The following is a 20,081-nucleotide window of genomic DNA, read 5'->3' on the forward strand; positions in this document are numbered from 1 at the left end:
GGGGGCGTTTCGCACCCCAGCGGGAGCAAGCTCCCTCGCCACAAAGATCGGCTCAGCCCAGCAACTCGCTCATGGCAATGATCTGTTCGGCCACCTGGATCAGTTTCTGCTGACGGCTCATGGCCTGGCGGCGCATCAGGGTGTAGGCCTGTTCTTCATTGCAGTCCTTCATTTTCATCAGCAAGCCCTTGGCCAGTTCAATGCGCTTGCGCTCGGCCAGTTGCTGGTCGCGGGCCTGGAGTTGGGCACGCAAGGCCTGATCGCTTTCAAAGCGTGCCATGGCCACGTCGAGGATCGGTTGCAGGCGCGCGGCATGAATGCCTTCGACGATGTAGGCACTGACGCCGGACTTGATCGCCTGGCGCATCACGTCCGGGTCGTGTTCGTCGGTGAACATCACGATGGGCCGTGGCTGGTCGCGGCTGACCAGCACCACTTGCTCCAGCACATCGCGGCTCGGTGACTCGGTATCGATCAGGATCACGTCCGGACGCACCGTTTCGACGCGCGCAGGCAGGTCGACGGTCAGGCCTGACTCATCGATCACCTCAAACCCGGCTTCGGTCAGCGCGGCCTTGAGCCGCCCGACCTTTTTCGCGGTGTCGTTGATCAGCAGGATACGCAACATATTTGCAGCCTCCTGTCAGCGGCGGGCGAGAAGAGCGGGGGTGTCGGCCATGGCGTGCAGCTTGAAGCTGCGGGCATACGCCGCCGGGTCCGAGCCATTCCATATTTTACCGTCGATCAACTGGCTGCTGCGCATTTCCTGATCCCGGGCCGCGATGCCCAGCGCACTGGCGGCATCGCGATAGACACCAAGTTGCTGGACCTGACGCGCCACCTGCAGATAGTCCGGGTCTTCGCGCAGCAAGCCCCAACGCCGGAATTGAGTCATGAACCACATGCCATCGGAAAGGTACGGCAGGTTGACGTCGCCGCCGCCATGGAAGCGCAGCGCGTGAGGGTCCTGCCAGCGATTGCCCAGGCCGTCGGCATAATCGCCCAGCAAGCGCGGTTCGATGCAGTCGAGCGGTGCATCCAGGTATTCGGCAGCACTCAATAGTTGCGCGGTGCTGCGGCGGTTTTCCGTGCTTTGTTCAATGAAGCGGCTGGCCTCCAGGATTGCCATGACCAGTGCCCGTGCGGTGTTCGGGTATTGCTCGACGAAGGTGCGGGTGCAGCCGAGGACTTTTTCCGGGTGGTCGGGCCAGATGGTCTGGCTTGTCGCCAGGGTGAAGCCGAGGTTCTGCTTCACCGCACTGGCGCTCCAGGGTTCGCCGACGCAGAAACCGTCGATCCGTCCGGCCTGCAAGTGCGCGACCATTTGTGGCGGTGGCACCACGACGCTGTCGACATCCTGCAACGGATGGATGCCCTGGCTCGCCAGCCAGTAATACAACCACGTGGCGTGGGTGCCAGTGGGGAAGGTCTGGGCGAAGGTGAGTTTTGGGCGACTTTGGTGCACGTGACGTTCCAGCGCTTCAGGACCGGTCACGCCCAGCGCTTGCAGGCCATGAGAAAGGTTGATGCTCTGGCCGTTCTGATTCAGCCCCATCAGCACGGCCATGTCCGTCGCGGCGACGCCGCCGATGCCCAGATGCACCGCATAGATCAAACCATAGAGGCTGTGGGCGGCATCCAGTTCGCCGCTGACCAGTTTGTCCCGCAGGTTGGCCCACGACGACTGGCGCTTTAGGTTCAGGGTCAACCCGTAGGGTTGGGCGAAGCCCTGAGTCGCCGCAACCACCACGGATGCGCAGTCGCTCAGGGCCATGAAACCGAGGTTGATCGCGGTCTTTTCCGGGGCATCGCTGCCATTGACCCAGGCCAGCGGTCCTGCTTCAGGTTCAGTCATCACATAAGCACCTTGCATGAAAAAAGCGCCGTACCCAGGCCCCAAGTGCAAACCAGGCCAGGTGACGACGCCGTTGTCCTTTTTAATCGTTACCTGGCACGCATCCCGCCATTGGCATGGGTGCCGATGTGAGTACCAGTGCAAGGCATATGCCACTGATGGCTGATTTCATCACGCACCTCGCTTGCGACCCCGATGCACGGCTATAATCGCCGCCTTATTTCGCCGCCAACCGAGTCAAATCCGCCCATGTATACCCTGGCCCGCCAACTGTTGTTCAAACTCTCCCCGGAAACCTCCCACGATCTGTCCCTGGACCTGATCGGCGCAGGTGGGCGTTTGGGTCTCAATGGCTTGCTGTGCAAGGCGCCAGCGCAGTTGCCAGTGAATGTCATGGGCCTGGACTTTCCAAACCCGGTGGGGCTGGCGGCCGGTCTGGACAAGAACGGGGCGGCCATCGACGGGTTTGCGCAATTGGGTTTTGGCTTCGTTGAAATCGGCACCATCACCCCGCGTCCGCAACCGGGCAATCCCAAGCCACGGATTTTCCGCTTGCCGCAAGCCGAGGCGATCATCAACCGCATGGGATTCAACAACCTCGGCGTCGATCATCTGCTGGCGCGTGTGGCAGCGGCCAAATACAAGGGCGTGCTGGGGATCAACATCGGCAAGAACTTCGACACGCCGGTTGAGCGTGCGGTCGATGACTACCTGATCTGCCTGGACAAGGTCTACGCCCACGCCAGTTATGTAACGGTCAACGTCAGCTCGCCGAACACTCCGGGCCTGCGCAGCCTGCAGTTTGGCGATTCGCTCAAGCAACTGCTCGAAGCCTTGCGTCAGCGTCAGGAAGATCTGGCTCAACGCCACGGCAAGCGTGTACCGCTGGCGATCAAGATTGCACCGGACATGACTGACGAAGAAACCGTTCAGGTGGCACAAGCGCTGATCGACACCGGGATGGACGCGGTAATTGCGACCAACACCACCCTGAGCCGCGTAGGCGTCGAAGGCATGGAATACGGTGACGAGGCGGGCGGCTTGTCCGGCGCTCCGGTGCGCGACAAGAGCACTCACACGGTCAAGGTGTTGGCAGCCGAGTTGGCCGGGCGTTTGCCGATCATCGCGGTGGGCGGTATTACCGAAGGCAAGCACGCGGCTGAGAAAATCGCTGCGGGCGCCAGTCTGGTGCAGCTCTACTCTGGCTTCATTTACAAAGGCCCTGCGTTGATTCGCGAATCGGTGGATGCCATCGCCGCCCTGAGATAACCCCAACCCACGTGGCGAGAGGCCTTTGTGGCGAGGGAGCTTGCTCCCGCTGGGGCGCGAAGCGGCCCTAAAATCAGCAAATGCGGTGCATCAGGAATAACGCGGTGTCTGGATAGGGGCCGCTTCGCTGCCCAGCGGGAGCAAGCTCCCTCGCCACACAGTATTTCATCGTTGGTTTTGAGTTGATTGCAGGAATAAAAAAGGGCTCCTCGAAGGAGCCCTTGGGCCGAAGCCCGCCGTCCGGAGAGGACGTGCGTGGTTAAGTCGTTACCTGTTCAGATTTTCGTGTCGGAGTGTGTGCCCTGTTTTAGCCGACGGCGTGAAGTTCGTTGAGTCTATGGATTCCCGCAGTGCCGGTCATACCGTCCCAGTTGTCGCCGCGTCCTTCTCGCCAGCCGTTGATCCAGGCTTGGCGTACCGACGGTAGAGTAAAGGGGCAAAGCTCACGGGATTTTCCACCAACGCCATATTGATATCCGCGCAAAAATGCTCTTTCCAACGGATCACGCTTAAGTCTTCTCATAGGGTGTTTCCCTCACTTGTTGACTGTATTTGTCGCGTCGACCTCGATTGAGGTCAGGCAGAAAAATTTCTGCCGTTGGTGGCTCGCTGCCGGCGTCACGAGCCAAGGTGTTGACGTCGTTGCGGCGTCAACCTGTGTTGAGTTCTAACCAATGCGTCACATCGAGGGAATGATCGTTTTGTCATAAGGACGTAACGATAATGATGCTAAGGCCATAAGTAACACGATGTAATTCCCGTGTTCATTGACCAAAGCTCGCTATGATCAGCCTTTCACTGGATGATGAGGCTAATGATTGAGTAAAAATGTCCGCCCGTTGCACTCGGGTACTATTCGACGAAGGGTCGAGTTATGACATTTTGTTGCACAGAATTTTTTATCTGCCCGGGCATCTAAGCTCATTCAACCGATTGGTTGGCTGTGTGGCCAGGGTGGGGCGGCACACTTTCGTGCCACGCGAGCGCTCTTCAAGAAAAGCGCTTGATTGAAAACCGAGCGGTCAATGCGTTGTCCGTTCACTTATTGCTAAAGGCCCTGGAATTCCCATGTCGGATCGTTACGAACTCTTCCTCACTTGCCCCAAGGGCCTCGAAGGCCTGCTGATCGAGGAAGCCGTCGGGCTTGGCCTTGAGGAAGCGCGCGAGCACACGTCGGCTGTGCGCGGCATGGCCGACATGGAAACGGCTTATCGCTTGTGCCTGTGGTCGCGTCTGGCTAACCGGGTGCTGCTGGTACTCAAGCGTTTCCCGATGAAGGATGCCGAAGACCTGTACCACGGCGTGCTGGATATCGAGTGGCAAGACCATATGCTCAATGACGGCACCCTGGCCGTCGAATTCAGCGGTCACGGCTCGGGCATCGACAACACGCACTTTGGCGCCCTGAAAGTGAAGGACGCCATCGTCGACAAGCTGCGCACCCCATCGGGTGAGCGTCCGTCCATCGACAAGCTCAATCCGGACCTGCGCATTCACCTGCGCCTGGACCGTGGCGAAGCGATTCTGTCCCTCGATCTATCCGGCCACAGCCTGCACCAGCGCGGCTATCGCCTGCAGCAAGGTGCGGCGCCGCTGAAGGAAAACCTCGCGGCAGCGATTCTGATCCGCTCCGGCTGGCCGCGCATTGCGGCTGAAGGCGGCGCCCTGGCTGACCCGATGTGCGGTGTCGGTACATTCCTCGTCGAAGCCGCGATGATCGCTGCCGACATGGCGCCGAACCTGCGTCGCGAGCAGTGGGGCTTCACCGCCTGGCTCGGTCACGTGCCAGCGCTGTGGAAAAAACTTCACGAAGAAGCCGTCGCCCGCGCCGCTGCCGGTCTGGCCAAGCCGCCGCTGTGGATTCGCGGTTACGAAGCCGACCCACGGCTGATTCAACCGGGCCGCAATAACGTCGAGCGCGCAGGCCTGAGTGAGTGGATCAAGATCTACCAGGGTGAAGTCGCAACCTTCGAGCCGCGTCCGGACCAGAACCAAAAAGGCCTGGTGATCTGCAACCCTCCGTACGGCGAGCGTCTGGGCGACGAGGCGAGCTTGCTCTATCTCTATCAGAACCTCGGCGAGCGTCTGCGCCAGGCCTGCCTGAACTGGGAAGCGGCGGTGTTCACCGGCGCACCGGACCTGGGCAAGCGCATGGGTATTCGCAGCCACAAACAGTATTCGTTCTGGAACGGCGCCTTGCCGTGCAAATTGCTGCTGATCAAAGTACTGCCGGACCAGTTCGTCACAGGGGAGCGTCGTACCCCGGAGCAGCGTCAGGCCGAACGCGAGCAGGCGGCTTATGATCAGTCGCCGGCCGAGCCGCAAGAGCGTCAGTACAACAAGAACGGCAACCCGATCAAGCCTGCGCCGGCACCGGCTCCCGTTATTGAACAGCCACGTCTGAGCGAAGGCGGGCAGATGTTTGCCAACCGCCTGCAAAAAAACCTCAAGGCGCTGGGCAATTGGGTCAAGCGTGAAGGTGTCGACTGCTACCGCGTTTACGATGCCGACATGCCGGAATACTCCATGGCCATCGACCTGTATCACGACTGGGTCCACGTGCAGGAATATGCGGCGCCGAAGTCGATCGATCCGGAAAAAGCCTCGGCGCGGATGTTCGATGCGTTGGCAGCCATTCCGCAGGCCTTGAACATCGACAAAAACCGCGTGGTCGTCAAACGTCGCGAGCGTCAGAGCGGCACCAAGCAGTACGAGCGCCAGAGCGCGCAGGGCAAGTTCACCGAGGTGAACGAAGGCGGCGTGAAGTTGCTGGTCAACCTGACCGACTACCTCGACACCGGCCTGTTCCTGGATCACCGTCCAATGCGTCTGCGGATTCAGAAAGAGGCGGCCGGCAAGCGCTTCCTCAACCTGTATTGCTACACCGCGACGGCCAGTGTTCATGCAGCCAAGGGTGGCGCACGCAGCACCACCAGCGTCGACCTGTCGAAAACTTACCTCGATTGGGCGCGACGCAACCTGTCGCTGAACGGTTTCTCCGACAAGAACCGTCTGGAGCAGGGCGACGTGATGGCCTGGCTGGAAGCCAACCGTGACGAGTTCGACATGATCTTTATCGATCCGCCGACCTTTTCCAACTCCAAGCGCATGGAAGGGATCTTCGACGTGCAACGCGACCACGTGCAGTTGCTGGACCTGGCCATGGCCCGCCTCGCGCCGGGTGGTGTGTTGTATTTCTCCAACAACTTCCGCAAGTTCCAGCTCGAAGAAAACCTCACGGCGCGCTATGCCGTCGAGGAGATCACCGCACAAACCATCGACCCGGACTTTGCCCGCAACGGCAAGATCCATCGCGCCTGGAAAATCATGGCGCGCTGAGGCCTGATTGGATCCACAGAGCCTTGATTTTTCGAGGTTCTGTGGTCTTTTTGCGCTGGCTAATCTAATGGCTAATGGCTATAACATCACTCAAAGCCAAGGTGACGCCAAAGCACGCTGGCGTTTTGAGTTTCGCTTATGCCGTTGCACGCCGTACGACCCAAGATCCTGGGCTTGATCAGTGAAGATGTTTCGGCCTGGCTCGTTGCGCTGCTGGTGTTGCTGGCCGGGGGCGTACTGACGGGGCTGCTCGCCTGGGCCAGCTTCAATGCGCAGCATCAGCAGATGGCACAGCGTTTCCAAATGCTGGTCAGCGAGCGCAAGAGCCGGATTGCCGAGCGTTTCGACGATCAGGAGCAGCGCCTTGATAGCCTGCGGCGATTCTTCGTCAACTCCGAGTCGGTTTCCCGTGAGGAGTTCGACGGCTTTACCAAAGCACTGTTGCACAGGACTCAGGCCTACGCCTGGGCGCCGCTGGTTGCCCGCAGTGAGCGTTCCGCGTTCGAGCAACGGGTGCGCGAACAAGGTAAAGCAGGATTTTCCATCCGCGATCTGACACCTTCCGCAGAGCTGCAACCTGCCGCCTTGCGCGATGAATACGCGCCGGTGTTGTACAGCCAGGCGCTAGGCTCAAAAGCCGCGCCGCTGGGTTTTGATTTGCTCTCGGAACCGACACGTCGGGCAACGCTGGAAAGGGCCCGCACCCTCAACGCGATGGCGGTGTCCGAGCCCACGCTGCTGATTGGCGTCGATCCTGAATATGCCCATGGCGTGCTGCTGGTCGAGCCGGTTTTGCGCGGTACCGCAGCGTCAGCTCATGACGCTACGCCCCTTGGTTATGTGCTGGCAGTGATCAGCATGCGTCAGTTGGTAGTCGATGGTTTTCCGTTGCCCGGGCAGGACAACCTTGTGGTGCAGATTCGTGATCGGGCACAGGGCGCTCAGGCGCAAGCGCTCTACGAATCTACCAACCCGGTGGCGAATCAGCCGCTGCATTACAGCTCGATGTTGCGACTGGGCGAACATGTCTACGATCTCGATATTCGTACCAGCAGCGTGTTTGAACATGCCACTCATTCGGCAGTTGCCAGCCTGATCGTGATGGGGACGCTGTTGAGCGTGCTGCTCAGTGCCTTGCTCTACATTCTGGTCAGTCAACGGCAACGAGCGCTGGCGCTGGTCGAGCAACGTACCCGCGAGTTGCGCCTGCGAGAACAGGAGTTGAGCGGCGCTCATGGTCAATTACGCGGGGTACTGGCCGCGGCGACCCAAGTGGCGGTGATTGCCACCAACCTGCGCGGTGTGATCACAACTTTCAATGCCGGTGCCGAGCATATGCTCGGCTATCGCAGTGTCGATGTGTTGGGACAGGCGACCCTGGAAAGCCTGCATCTGCCCGCTGAGCTGGAAGCGCGAGCCGTGGAACTCAGTCAGCGTTACTGCAAGCCGGTGCCGGGCTGTCAGGCGATGCTGGTGGAAGGTGGCAAAGCGGGTGGGCATGAAGCGCGTGAATGGACCTTGGTGCGCCAGGACGGCAGCCATCTGACGGTGAACATGCTCGCCACCGCAGTGCTTGATGAGCAGGGGCTGTGGGTCGGGAATCTGGCGATCTGCATCGACATTACCGAGAGTAAACGCGTGCATGAAGCGTTGGCCGCGCGCGATTTACTGCTCAAGAAACTCAGCGCTCATGTGCCGGGCGGCATTTATCAATTCAAGATGGCGGCAGACGGGCGCTTCAGTGTGATCTACGCCAGTGATGGCATTCGCGATATTTACGAAATCGACCCGGACGTACTGCAACAGAACGCCGAGGCTATTTTCGAGCGGATCCATCCGCAGGATGTCGCTCGGGTGCGTGCCTCGATCCGGGTCTCTTCGTTAAAGCTCAGCCCGTGGCGCGAAGAGTACCGCGTTCAGTTGCCGGTCCGTGGTCTGCGTTGGGTACGCGGTGAGGCAACGCCGGAAGAACTGCCCGGCGGCGGGGTGTTGTGGCATGGCTACATTTCGGATATTTCCGACCTCAAGCGGGTCGAGGAAGAGCTGCGCGCCTTGTCGGTGACCGACTCGCTGACCGGCATTCACAATCGACGCTATTTCCAGGAGCGGTTGACCATGGAAATGGCCCGCGTCGAGCGAGGTGTCGGGGACTTGGCGGTGATCATGCTGGATATCGATCACTTCAAGCGCATCAATGATGTGTACGGCCACGCGGCCGGCGATCGGGTGTTGCAGGCGATCTGTCAGCGCATTCGCCAACGCTTGCGGCGCACCGATGTGTTCTGTCGCCTGGGAGGCGAGGAATTCATGGTGTTGTGTCCGGACACCGACGGGCAGCATGCCCATACGTTGGCCGTCGAGCTATGGCAGAGCTTGCGCAATGCGCCTATCGAGGGCCTGGGCACGGTGACTGCCAGCTTTGGTATCGCCAGTTGGCGTTCCGGGGAGGGGGCTGATGCCTTGCTGTTGCGCGCTGACTCGGGGGTTTATGCGGCGAAGCAGGCCGGGCGGGATCGGGTTGAGATGGAACTGGTGTAGGCCGGTACGCACAAGCTTTTGTGGCGAGGGGGCTTGTCGGAACGCCGAACCGCCCCGTTCGGCGGCGAAGCCGTCGTAAAACCGTCTGACACATTACGTCTGAAAAACCGCATTCACTGATCTTGGGGTCGCTGCGCAACCCAGCGGGGGCAAGCCCCCTCGCCACATGATTGATCTGAAAGACGTTAAAGCGCCGACTCGGCCGTTGCCAGTTTCGGCTGGCGGTACAGGTCCAGCAGCACCTGATCGAGCACCGTATGCGCACCAAAAGGTGCCGGATCGTTGAGGATCGCAACCACTGCCCAGGTGTTGCCATTGTTGTCGCGGCTGAAACCGGCGATAGCGCGCACGGTGTTCAGGGTGCCGGTCTTGACGTGTGCTTCACCCCGCATCGCGGTGGTCTTGAGGCGTTTGCGCATGGTGCCGTCCATGCCGCTGATCGGCAGCGAACTGACGAACTCGGCCGAGTACGGGCTTCTCCAGGCCGCCTGCAGCATGCTCGCCATTTCACGGGCGCTGACCCGTTCGGCACGCGACAGGCCTGAGCCGTTCTCCATCACCAGGTGCGGCGCGGTGATGCCTTTCTTCGCCAGCCACTGACGCACTACGCGTTGTGCGGCTTTTGCATCGTCAGCATCGGCATCGGTGCGGTATTTCGCGCCCAGGCTGAGGAACAGCTGCTGAGCCATGGTGTTGTTACTGTATTTGTTGATATCGCGGATGATTTCCGCCAGGTCCGGCGAGAACGCCCGCGCCAGTACCTTGGCATCCTTTGGTACGGCGGCCAGACGATCCTTGCCCTGGATGCTGCCACCCAGTTCCTGCCAGATTGCCCGTACGGCGCCGGCGGTGTAGGTCGCATGATCGAGCAGCGAAAGGTACGTCTGCGAGCTGCAGCCGTCGGCCAACTGGCCTGCAACGGTCACGCTCACGCTGCCGTCGGCCTGGGTTACCGGGTTGTAGCGCACGCCCCCGGAACACTGTTTGCCGCTAAGCGCTTTGACCTGGTTGTCGATGCGAATACTGGCGATCGGTGGTTCGACCGACACCAGCACCTTGCCCGAGTCGTTGCGAGCTACGAAGCGCAAGGCCTTGAGGTTGACCATCAGCGCGTCGGGCTTGACCAGGAACGGCTTGTTCTCGTCTTTACCATCGTCATTGAATTCGGGAAGTTGCGGCTGGACGAAGAAGCTGCGGTCCAGCACCAGGTCACCGGTAACTTGCTGCACGCCATTGGCTCGCAGGTCACGCATCAGCAGCCAGAGTTTTTCCATGTTCAGCTTTGGGTCGCCGCCACCCTTGAGGTACAGGTTGCCGTGCAGGATGCCGCCATTGAGGGTGCCGTCGGTGTAGAACTCGGTTTTCCACTGGTGGTTCGGGCCAAGCATTTCCAGCGCGGCGTAGGTAGTGACCAGTTTCATGGTCGAGGCCGGATTGACTGAAACGTCAGCGTTGAAAACGGTCGGTGTGCCCGGGCCGTTGAGTGGGATCATCACCAGCGACAGGGCGCTGTCCTGCAGCTTGCTGGCTTTGAGTGCTTTTTCAACGCTGGGTGGCAGGGTGGTGTTGACCGGGGCAGCGGAAACAGGGAAGGCCAGCGGTACAAGCAGGCTGGCGAGAAGCAATGGACGCAAAGATTTGATCATCTGAAATAAAACCCTACTGCCGAGGGGGAAAAAGATGAGGGCATGAGAATAAATTCCCTCGGTGGTCGCGAAAGTGTCGGCATTATGCCCCAAGGAGTAGCGGCTTGTGCCGTATCCAAAGGGCCGAATCCGCTATTTTTTTACCGGCGGTAGGCGCAAGCCGCCAGAGAATCGGGCAAACCACGGCTTAAACTGCTAAAGTGCCGCCCGTTATTACTTTTGAGGATTGTTCCAATGGCGACTAACCGTTCCCAGCGTCTGCGCAAAAAACTCTGCGTCGATGAATTTCAAGAGCTGGGTTTCGAACTGAACCTGGATTTCAAAGAAGATCTGGCTGATGAGGCTGTTGACGCTTTCCTCGACGCGTTTCTGAAAGAAGCCATGGAAGCTAACGGCCTCGGCTACGTTGGCGGCGACGACTACGGTCTGGTTTGCCTGCAAAAACGTGGCTCGGTCAGCGCTGAACAACGCGCCGCCGTTGAAGCCTGGCTGAAAGCCCGCACCGAGCTGACCAGCGTAGAAGTCAGCCCGTTGCTGGACGTTTGGTACCCGGAAAAGCCGATCAATCCGGTAGCCTGATGTTCAAAAAAACGGCGACCTGAAGGTCGCCGTTTTTTTTTTGCATTTCAGGCATTGCGCCAATTCAGAATCATTAACGTAATCACCCCCGCCACAATTCCCCAAAATGCCGAGCCAATGGAAAACAGCGTCAGCCCCGACGCAGTGACCATAAAGGTGATCAATGCCGCTTCACGCTCCTTCACTTGCGCCATAGCGATGCTTAAGCCGTTGATGATCGAGCCGAATAGCGCCAGCGCGGCAATCGACAGCACCAGCTCTTTTGGCAAGGCGGCGAACAGCGCTGCGAGCGTTGCGCCAAAGACCCCGGCAATCCCGTAGAAAATCCCGCACCAGACGGCCGCGGTGTAACGCTTGTTGCGATCTTCATGGGCGTGTGGCCCGGTGCAGATTGCGGCACTGATCGCTGCCAGGTTGATCCCGTGGGAGCCAAATGGCGCCAGCAACAGTGAGGCGATGCCGGTGGTGGTGATCAGCGGCGAGGCCGGCACGTTGTAGCCATCTGCGCGTAACACGGCGATGCCGGGCATGTTCTGCGAGGTCATGGCCACCACGAACAATGGAATGCCGATGCTGATGGTCGCCGCGAGGGAGAAGTGCGGGGTGGTCCAGACCGGGGTGGCCACTTCCAGATGAAAACCGCTGAAATCCAGCAGGCCCATGACGCCGGACAATGCAGTGCCGATCAGCAGCGCCGCCAGCACCGCATAACGCGGCGACAGGCGCTTGACCACCAGATAGGTGAAAAACATCCCCAATACCAGGCCCGTGCGGTGCTGGGCAGCGACGAAAATTTCACTGCCGATCTTGAACAGAATCCCCGCCAGCAACGCCGCCGCCAGTGACGCGGGAATGCGTTTGACCAAGCGTTCGAAGCTGCCGGTCATGCCGCAAAGAGTGACGAGCACGGCGCAAGTGATGTAAGCGCCAATCGCCTCGCCGTAGGTCACGCCCGAAAGGCTGGTGATCAGCAGCGCCGCGCCGGGCGTCGACCAGGCGATGGTGATCGGTGTGCGATAACGCAAGGACAAACTGATCGAGCACACGGCCATTCCAATCGAAATCGCCCAGATCCACGATGAAATTTGCCCGCTGGTCAGGCCCGCCGCCTGGCCGGCCTGGAACATCAGCACCAGCGAGCTGGTGTAGCCGGTCATCATGGCGATGAACCCGGCGACGATGGCCGAAGGTGAAGTGTCGGCCAATGGGCGAAGTTGCGCGTGAGTGGCGTCGGTCATGGCGCAGTGTTCCTTGTTCTTGATATACGAATAAAGTCCGCAGCTACCCGTGTGGCGAGGGAGCTTGCTCGCGCTCGGCCGCGCAGCGGTCGTAATGTGTGAGCGAGGTTATCTGAATAAACGAGTCGGCAGGTTTCAGGACTGCTGCGCAGTCCAACGGGAGCAAGCTCCCTCGCCACGGGCCAAGTGTTCAAGCCTAAACTTAAACGTGGCAGCTCGTTGCAATACAGCCGGGGGCGTATATGGCCGTACAGTCGTGTTGCCACCAGCGGTTGTGTACAATGTGCTGTGTTTTTTACGCAATACTTGCCAGCGACCCTCTGTGCCGTATTACAGTCACAGTCAATTCGCCGCAGTTCTCCCGACTCGAGTGCCCATGAACGAACAGTTGCAGCCCCTCAAGAAACAACCGCGAGCAGGCAAAGCCGGCCGCAGCGGAACCCAGGACGATATCGTCTATGCGCATATCTTCGAGGCCATCCTCGAACAGCGCCTGGCGCCCGGTACAAAGTTGAGCGAAGAGGCGCTGGGAGAAATTTTCGGGGTCAGTCGCACCATCATTCGCCGCGCGCTGTCGCGTCTGGCCCACGAAGGCGTGGTGCTGTTGCGTCCCAACCGGGGTGCCGTGGTTGCCAGCCCGAGTGTCGAAGAGGCCCGTCAGGTATTCATGGCGCGGCGTCTGGTCGAGAAGGCGATCACTGAACTGGCAGTCGTACACGCGACGGCCGAACAGATTGCCGAGCTGCGGCAAATGGTCAACGACGAGCGCGACAGCTTCTCCCGTGGCGACCGCGGTGCCGGTATCCGGCTGTCTGGCGAGTTCCACCTGAAGCTGGCCGAGGCGGCGAAGAACGCCCCGCTGATCAGCTTCCAGCGCAGCCTGGTGTCGCAGACTTCGTTGATCATCGCTCAGTATGAAAGCGGTAACCGCTCGCACTGTTCCTACGATGAACACACTCAGCTGATCGACGCCATCGAGGCCCGCGACGCCGACCTGGCGGTGAACCTGATGATGCATCACATGGACCACATCGACAGCAAGCTCAATCTCGACGAAGAAAGCGCCTCGGATGATTTGCATGCGGTGTTCTCGCACCTGTTGCAGACCAAGAAGCCAGGGCGGCCGACCGCCAAACTCTGATAGATCGCGGCGGTCTGACAGACGTAAAAAATCCCCCGCAACCTGATGGCTGCGGGGGATTTTTCGTTTCAGAAGGGCTTAACGCTGGTGAACTAGATTCCCCGCCGCGTAAGTTTGCAGAACAGTTCGGTCATCCCCCAATGTCATCAGCACAAACAGCGTCTCGGCGATGCTCTTGGCCTGTTTCAGGCGATAGCCGAGCAGCGGCGTGGCGTTGTAGTCCAGCACCAGGAAGTCGGCGTCGGTGCCCGGTTGCAGGGTGCCGATCTTGTCTTCCAGGCGCAGTGCGCGGGCACCGCCGAGGGTTGCCAGGTACAGCGATTTGAACGGGCTCAGGCGTGCGCCTTGCAGCTGCATGACTTTGTAGGCTTCGTTCAGGGTTTGCAGCAGCGAGAAACTGGTGCCGCCACCGATGTCAGTGCCCAGGCCGACGTTCAGGTTGTGCTTCTCGGCCATCGGCAGGTTGAACAGACCACTGCCGAGGAAGAAGTTCGAGGTCGGGCAGAAAGCAATCGCCGAACCGGTTTCGGCCAGGCGTGCGCATTCGTCATCGCACAGGTGCACGCCGTGCGCGAATACCGAGCGTTCGCCGAGCAATTTGTAGTGGTCGTAGACGTCCAGGTAGCCCTTGCGATCGGGGAACAGTTCCTTGACCCATTCGACTTCCTGCAGGTTTTCACTGATGTGGGTCTGCATGTACAGGTCGGGGTATTCGCTGAGCAACTGGCCGGCCAGGGTCAGTTGTTCCGGGGTGCTGGTCGGTGCGAAGCGTGGCGTCACTGCGTAGTGCAATCGACCCTTGCCGTGCCAGCGCTCGATCAGCGCCTTGCTGTCGATGTAGCTGGATTTGGCGGTGTCGGTCAGGTAGTCCGGTGCATTGCGGTCCATCATCACCTTGCCGGCGATCATCCGCAGGTCGAGCTTTTCGGCAGCTTCAAAGAACGAGTCCACCGATTGCGGGTGCACGCTGCCGAACACCAGCGCGGTGGTGGTGCCGTTGCGCAGCAGTTCCTCTATGAAGATACCGGCGACTTCTTCGGCGTGGGCCTTGTCAGAGAATTGGCTTTCGCACGGGAAGGTGTAGGTGTTCAGCCAGTCCAGCAGCTGTTCGCCGTAAGCACCGACCATGCCGGTTTGCGGCAGGTGAATGTGCGTATCGATGAAGCCCGGCGTGATCAGCGCATCCTGGTAATGGCTGACTTGAATGTCGGCGGGCAGGCTGGCGAGCAGTTCGCAGGCAGGGCCGACGGCGCTGATATGGCCGTTTTCAGTCACCAGCAAGCCGTCTTCGAAATACTCGTAGGAGGCTTCGATACCCACCACGGCAGGGTCGGCGATGCTGTGCAGAATAGCGGCGCGGTAGGCTTTGCGAGTCAAAGGCATTGTCGTTCTCGGTTCGTGGCTTTTTTAGTTCGAGGCGTGGCTGCGGCGCGAGGCGGGCAGCAGTTTGGCAATAGGTTCGGCTTTCGCGCCGTGCTGGCCGAAATTCGCGTTATAGGTGGCGATGATTTCGCCGGCGATGGAGATGGCGATTTCCACCGGCAACTTGCCTTTGACCTCGCCGAGGCCCATCGGGCAGCGCATGCGTTGCAGCACGGCGTTGTCGAAACCGCGCTCGCGCAGGCGGTGTTCGAATTTCACCCGTTTGGTCTTCGAGCCGATCAGGCCGAAGTAGGCAAAGTCGTTGCGCTTGAGGATTGCCGCGGTGAGCTCCAGGTCGAGCTGGTGATTGTGGGTCATGACGATGCAGTAACTGCCAACGGGCAGGTCGTCAATTTCGTCCACCGGTTCTTCGGCGACGATTTTACGCACGCCGAGGGGGATCTGTTCGGGGAACTCGGCCTCCCGTGAATCGATCCAGCGCACGCGGCAGGGCAGGCTGGCCAGCAACGGCACCAGCGCCCGACCGACGTGGCCGGCACCGAATACAGCGATCTGTGCCTGTACCTGGCCCATGGGCTCGAACAGCAACACCGTGACGCCGCCGCAGCATTGACCGAGGCTGGCGCCGAGGGTGAAACGCTCCAGATGGGTGTCCTGTTTGCCGCCTGCAAGCATTTCCCGGGCGACCTGCATCGCCTTGTATTCCAGGTGCCCGCCACCGATGGTGTCGAACGCCTGCGTGGCGCTGACGACCATTTTCGAACCGGCATTGCGCGGCGTCGAGCCGAGCTCCTCGATGATGGTCACCAACACACAGGGTTCACCCTGGTTTTGCAGGTCGGCGAGGGCGTCGATCCAGTTGTACATGTTCACCTCAACATTTCTGTTGTCTGTTCGGGCCTCATCGCGAGCAAGCTTTGCTCCTACGGAATGGCGGCGGATCACGATGATGCGATCGACGCAAAACTTGTAGGAGCAAGGCTTGCCCGCGAAGGCCGCGCCTCGGTTTTAGAGCGAAGCCAGCTCGGTCTCGGCTTCCGCGGCTTTCACCGACTTCAACTGGCGCATCTGCTCACAGCCCCACAACACCCGCTCCGGTGTGGCCGGTGCGTCGATTTTTGGTTGATGTCGGTAATCGCCCAGGCTCGCCACTGCATCCTTGATCGCGCACCAGATGGAAATCCCCAGCATGAACGGCGGTTCGCCCACGGCCTTGGAATGGAACACCGTGTCTTCCGGGTTCTTGCGGTTTTCCACCAGCTTGACCCGCAAATCCAGCGGCATGTCGGCGACCGCCGGGATCTTGTAGCTGGCCGGGCCGTTGGTCATCAGTTTGCCTTTGGCATTCCAGACCAGCTCTTCCATGGTCAGCCAGCCCATGCCCTGGATGAAACCACCCTCGACCTGGCCCATGTCGATAGCCGGGTTCAACGAGGCGCCGACGTCATGCAGGATGTCGGTGCGGAGCATTTTGTATTCGCCGGTCAGGGTGTCGACAATCACCTCGGCGCAGGCTGCGCCAAACGCGTAGTAGTAGAACGGCCGGCCGCGAGCCTGGCTACGGTCGTAGTAGATTTTCGGGGTCTTGTAGAAACCGGTGCTGGACAGCGACACCTGGGCGAAATACGCCTGCTGGATCAGCTCTTCGAAGGTCAGGATCTGATCGCGAACCCGCACGTGGCCGTTGTGAAACTCCACGTCTTCTTCGCTGACCGCATACTTGCGCGCGGCAAATTCCACCAGGCGTTGCTTGATGATTTCAGCGGCGTTTTGCGCAGCCTTGCCGTTCAGGTCAGCACCGCTGGACGCGGCGGTCGGCGAGGTGTTTGGCACTTTGTCGGTGTTGGTCGCGGTGATCTGCACACGGTCGATTTCAACCTGGAACACCTCGGCCACGACTTGCGCGACTTTGACGTTCAAGCCTTGGCCCATTTCGGTGCCGCCGTGGTTCAGGTGGATGCTGCCGTCGGTGTAGACGTGAATCAATGCACCGGCCTGGTTGAGGAAGCTGGCGGTGAAGGAAATACCGAATTTCACCGGGGTCAGCGCCAGGCCTTTTTTCAGGATCGGGCTGTTGGCGTTGTAGCGGCGGATCGCTTCGCGGCGTTCGGCGTACTGGCTGCTTTCTTCCAGCTCGGCGGTGATTTCCTCGAGCATGTTGTGCTCGACGGTCTGGTAGTAATGGGTGACGTTACGCTCGGTCTTGCCGTAGTAGTTGGCCTTGCGCACGTCCAGCGGGTCGAGGCCCAGATGACGAGCGATGGCGTCCATGACTTCTTCGATGGCGACCATTCCTTGCGGGCCGCCAAAGCCGCGATAGGCGGTGTTCGACGCGGTGTTGGTCTTGCAGCGGTGACCGTTGATGGTTGCGTCGCCCAGGTAGTACGAGTTGTCCGAGTGGAACATCGCCCGGTCGACGATCGACGCCGACAGGTCCGGTGAACAACCGCAGTTGCCGGCCAGTTCCAGTTGGATGCCGTGCAGGCGTCCGCTGTCGTCGAAGCCGACATCGTATTCAATGTAGAACGGGTGACGTTTGCCGGTCATCAGCATGTCTTCGACCCGTGGCAGGCGCATTTTGGTCGGCTGCCCGGTCAGGTGCGCGATTACCGCGCAGAGACAGGCGGGGCTGGCGGCCTGAGTTTCCTTGCCGCCAAAGCCGCCGCCCATGCGGCGCATGTCGACGACGATTTTGTTCATCGATACGTCGAGCACTTCCGCCACCAGTTTCTGCACTTCGGTGGGGTTCTGGGTCGAGCAGTAGACGATCATGCCGCCGTCTTCGGTCGGCATCACCGAAGAGATCTGGGTTTCCAGATAGAAGTGTTCCTGGCCGCCGATGTGCAGCGTGCCTTGAATCCGGTGCTCGGCAGTCGCCAGCGCAGTGGCCGAGTCGCCGCGCTTGTGGGTGTGGCTATCCAGCACGAAATGGCGTTTGCGCAAGGCTTCGACTACGTCGAGCACCGGCTCCAGATCTTCGTATTCGATGATCGCGGCCATGGCCGCCTTGCGTGCGGTTTCCAGGTCTTTCGCGGCCACCGCGAGCACCGGCTGACCGACGAATTGTACGTCATCAATGGCCAGCAGCGGGTCACCCGGCAACAAGGGACCGATGTCTTTCAGGCCCGGCACGTCCTCATGGGTAATTGCGATGCGGACACCTTCAAAGGCGTAGCAGGGCTTAGTGTCGATGCTGATGATTTTCGCGTGGGCACGGTCCGAGAGCCGTGCGTAAACGTGCAGCTGATTCGGGAATTCCAGCCGGTCGTCGATGTACTGCGCTTCACCGGACACGTGTTTGTCGGCGCTGTCGTGCTTGACGCTGCGGCCGACACCGGTGGTCAGGTCCTTGGCAAACAGTTCGGCCAGTTCGGCTTGGGTTTTCTCGACTTTGTGATGGTTAGACATAAGCGGTCACCCGAGTCTCGATGTGCGGTGTTTGCAGTTCGATGAAGTATTTACGCAGCAGGTTCTGCGCGCTGAGCAGGCGGTATTCCTTGCTCGCACGGAAGTCCGTGAGCGGTGTGAAGTCTTGCGCAAGGGCGGCGCAGGCACGTTCCACCGTTGTGTTGTTCCATGGCGCGCCGAGCAGCGCGGCTTCGCAGCTTTTCGCGCGTTTCGGTGTCGCGGCCATGCCGCCGAACGCAACGCGGGCGTCGGCAACCACGCCGTTTTCGATGCGCAGGTTGAACGCCGCGCAGACCGCGGAAATGTCATCGTCCAGACGCTTGGAGACCTTGTAGGCGCGGAACAGTTGTTCCGCGCTGGCACGCGGCACGATGATCTTTTCGATGAACTCGCTTTCCTGGCGCGCAGTGACCCGGTAATCGATGAAATAGTCTTCCAGCGCCAGCGTGCGGCGGGTTTCGCCTTTGCACAAAACAATCTGTGCGCCCAGTGCGATTAGCAGCGGAGGTGAGTCACCAATCGGCGAGGCGTTACCGATGTTGCCGCCAAGGGTGCCCTGATTGCGGATTTGCAAGGAGGCGAAGCGTTGCAGCAATTCGCCGAAGTCCGGGTACTCGGCCTCGAGGGCGTCGTAGCAGTCGGAGAGGGCGGTGGCGGCGCCGATTTCCAGGCGATCGTCAAAGCGCTCGATGCGCTTCATTTCTGCGACGTTGCCGACGTAGATCATCACCGGCAGCGTGCGGTGGAACTGGGTCACTTCCAGCGCCAGGTCGGTACCGCCGGCCAACAGTTTGGCTTGCGGATAGGCGTCGTAGAGGTCGGCCAGATCGGCGACGGTCAGTGGCACCAGGCAGCGTTTATCGCCGCTGTTCAGTTCACCGGTGTCGGTCGGAGCAATGGCTTTCAGGCGAGCGATGGTTTCGGCTTCGCGAGCATCGAACTGGTCGGGCTGTTTGGCGCTGCACACTTGTTCGGCGGCGGCGAGGATCGGCCGGTAGCCGGTGCAGCGGCAGAGGTTGCCGGCGAGGGCTTCGTGAGCTTTGTGGGAATCGGCGTGATCGCTGTTTTTCTGCAGCGCGAACAATGACATGACAAAGCCCGGTGTGCAGAAGCCGCACTGTGAGCCATGGCACTCGACCATGGCTTTTTGCACGCTGTGCAGCTTGCCTTGGTGTTTGAGGTCTTCGACGCTGATCAGCTGTTTGCCGTGCAGCGACGAAACAAACGTCAGGCACGAGTTGAGGCTGCGATAGCGAATGTGTTCGCGGCCGTTGTCATCGGTCTGCAATTCACCGACCACCACCGTACACGCGCCACAGTCACCGCTGGCGCAACCTTCTTTGGTACCGGGTTTGCCCAAATGTTCGCGCAGATAGTTGAGCACGGTCAGGTTCGGGTCCAGGGCGTGCTCGCTACGGAGTTCCTGGTTAAGTAAAAACTGGATCACGGAAGGCCTCGCAGACTCATTATTGTTGTTAACCGACGAACCTGAATTTATCAGGTCTGACCTTTCGGTCAATGATTTTCTGACTTGAGGGTCAGGAAAAATCGCTTTTGCCGATCAACAGTGGCTTATTTCATTATTGACCCTCTCGGGATACCTCGCTTTTTGCTTGAATCGTGCCAAATTCCGCTGGCTTGGCCCTGCGCCATCACCCCGCAAGTGCGCTACACTGCGCCGCTTG

The 20,081-nt window shown here is 60.0% G+C and carries 14 protein-coding genes; 5 read left to right on the plus strand and 9 right to left on the minus strand.

The window, feature by feature from the left end:
• Positions 1-52: 52 nt before the first annotated feature.
• Both AC1RJ3_RS23720 and AC1RJ3_RS23725 read right to left on the minus strand, forming a co-directional pair.
• Positions 53-628 carry an ANTAR domain-containing response regulator gene (locus AC1RJ3_RS23720; protein ID WP_054593242.1) on the minus strand — a complete coding sequence of 192 codons (576 nt, stop codon included), beginning with the start codon at positions 626-628 and terminating at the stop codon, positions 53-55.
• A 15-nt stretch (positions 629-643) separates the two neighbouring features.
• Entirely contained in the window at positions 644-1,855 is a 1,212-nt protein-coding gene (locus AC1RJ3_RS23725; protein ID WP_493080819.1) for a CmpA/NrtA family ABC transporter substrate-binding protein, read from the minus strand.
• A 249-nt stretch (positions 1,856-2,104) separates the two neighbouring features.
• On the opposite strand from AC1RJ3_RS23725, the gene AC1RJ3_RS23730 reads away from it, so the two are divergent.
• Positions 2,105-3,124, plus strand: a complete 1,020-nt coding sequence (locus tag AC1RJ3_RS23730) for a quinone-dependent dihydroorotate dehydrogenase (RefSeq protein ID WP_054593241.1) — start codon at positions 2,105-2,107, stop codon at positions 3,122-3,124.
• A 307-nt stretch (positions 3,125-3,431) separates the two neighbouring features.
• On the opposite strand, the gene rmf is transcribed toward AC1RJ3_RS23730, so the two are convergent.
• A complete protein-coding gene (gene rmf / locus AC1RJ3_RS23735; RefSeq protein WP_003223300.1) occupies positions 3,432-3,647 on the minus strand; it encodes a ribosome modulation factor in 216 nt (71 codons plus the stop codon).
• A 545-nt stretch (positions 3,648-4,192) separates the two neighbouring features.
• Between rmf and rlmKL the strand changes: the two genes are divergently transcribed.
• Positions 4,193-6,463, plus strand: coding sequence for a bifunctional 23S rRNA (guanine(2069)-N(7))-methyltransferase RlmK/23S rRNA (guanine(2445)-N(2))-methyltransferase RlmL (gene rlmKL, locus AC1RJ3_RS23740; protein WP_493080821.1), 2,271 nt, complete (start codon positions 4,193-4,195; stop codon positions 6,461-6,463).
• A 138-nt stretch (positions 6,464-6,601) separates the two neighbouring features.
• The gene (locus AC1RJ3_RS23745) at positions 6,602-9,001 is read left to right on the plus strand and encodes a sensor domain-containing diguanylate cyclase (protein WP_103315368.1); all 2,400 of its coding nucleotides are present in this window, start codon (positions 6,602-6,604) and stop codon (positions 8,999-9,001) included.
• Between the two features lie 185 nt (positions 9,002-9,186).
• Here AC1RJ3_RS23745 and dacB read toward each other — a convergent pair whose 3' ends face one another.
• Entirely contained in the window at positions 9,187-10,647 is a 1,461-nt protein-coding gene (dacB, locus tag AC1RJ3_RS23750) for a D-alanyl-D-alanine carboxypeptidase/D-alanyl-D-alanine endopeptidase (protein ID WP_477771268.1), read from the minus strand.
• Positions 10,648-10,881: 234 nt separating this feature from the next.
• On the opposite strand from dacB, the gene AC1RJ3_RS23755 reads away from it, so the two are divergent.
• The gene (locus AC1RJ3_RS23755) at positions 10,882-11,226 is read left to right on the plus strand and encodes a YggL family protein (RefSeq protein ID WP_054593237.1); all 345 of its coding nucleotides are present in this window, start codon (positions 10,882-10,884) and stop codon (positions 11,224-11,226) included.
• Between the two features lie 47 nt (positions 11,227-11,273).
• Here the strand turns inward: AC1RJ3_RS23755 and AC1RJ3_RS23760 are convergent, their stop codons facing one another.
• Entirely contained in the window at positions 11,274-12,464 is a 1,191-nt protein-coding gene (locus AC1RJ3_RS23760) for a benzoate/H(+) symporter BenE family transporter (protein ID WP_493080824.1), read from the minus strand.
• A gap of 376 nt (positions 12,465-12,840) precedes the next feature.
• Between AC1RJ3_RS23760 and AC1RJ3_RS23765 the strand changes: the two genes are divergently transcribed.
• Positions 12,841-13,605, plus strand: coding sequence for a GntR family transcriptional regulator (locus AC1RJ3_RS23765; protein ID WP_103315365.1), 765 nt, complete (start codon positions 12,841-12,843; stop codon positions 13,603-13,605).
• A 78-nt stretch (positions 13,606-13,683) separates the two neighbouring features.
• Here AC1RJ3_RS23765 and guaD read toward each other — a convergent pair whose 3' ends face one another.
• From guaD to xdhA, 4 genes are all read right to left on the minus strand, one after another.
• Positions 13,684-14,988, minus strand: coding sequence for a guanine deaminase (guaD, locus tag AC1RJ3_RS23770; protein WP_493080826.1), 1,305 nt, complete (start codon positions 14,986-14,988; stop codon positions 13,684-13,686).
• Positions 14,989-15,012: 24 nt separating this feature from the next.
• Positions 15,013-15,855: a xanthine dehydrogenase accessory protein XdhC gene (gene xdhC, locus AC1RJ3_RS23775; RefSeq protein WP_493080828.1), complete on the minus strand. Its 843-nt coding sequence runs from the start codon at positions 15,853-15,855 to the stop codon at positions 15,013-15,015.
• 141 nt (positions 15,856-15,996) lie between these two features.
• Positions 15,997-18,396: a xanthine dehydrogenase molybdopterin binding subunit gene (xdhB, locus tag AC1RJ3_RS23780; protein WP_493080830.1), complete on the minus strand. Its 2,400-nt coding sequence runs from the start codon at positions 18,394-18,396 to the stop codon at positions 15,997-15,999.
• Positions 18,389-19,843 (minus strand): xanthine dehydrogenase small subunit, encoded by a 1,455-nt coding sequence (xdhA, locus tag AC1RJ3_RS23785; protein WP_054593231.1) that lies wholly within the window; start codon positions 19,841-19,843, stop codon positions 18,389-18,391. Before xdhA ends, xdhB begins: the two co-directional genes overlap by 8 nt.
• Positions 19,844-20,081: the final 238 nt, after the last annotated feature.

It is taken from the genome of Pseudomonas sp. GW822-FHT04C11 (assembly GCF_058800905.1).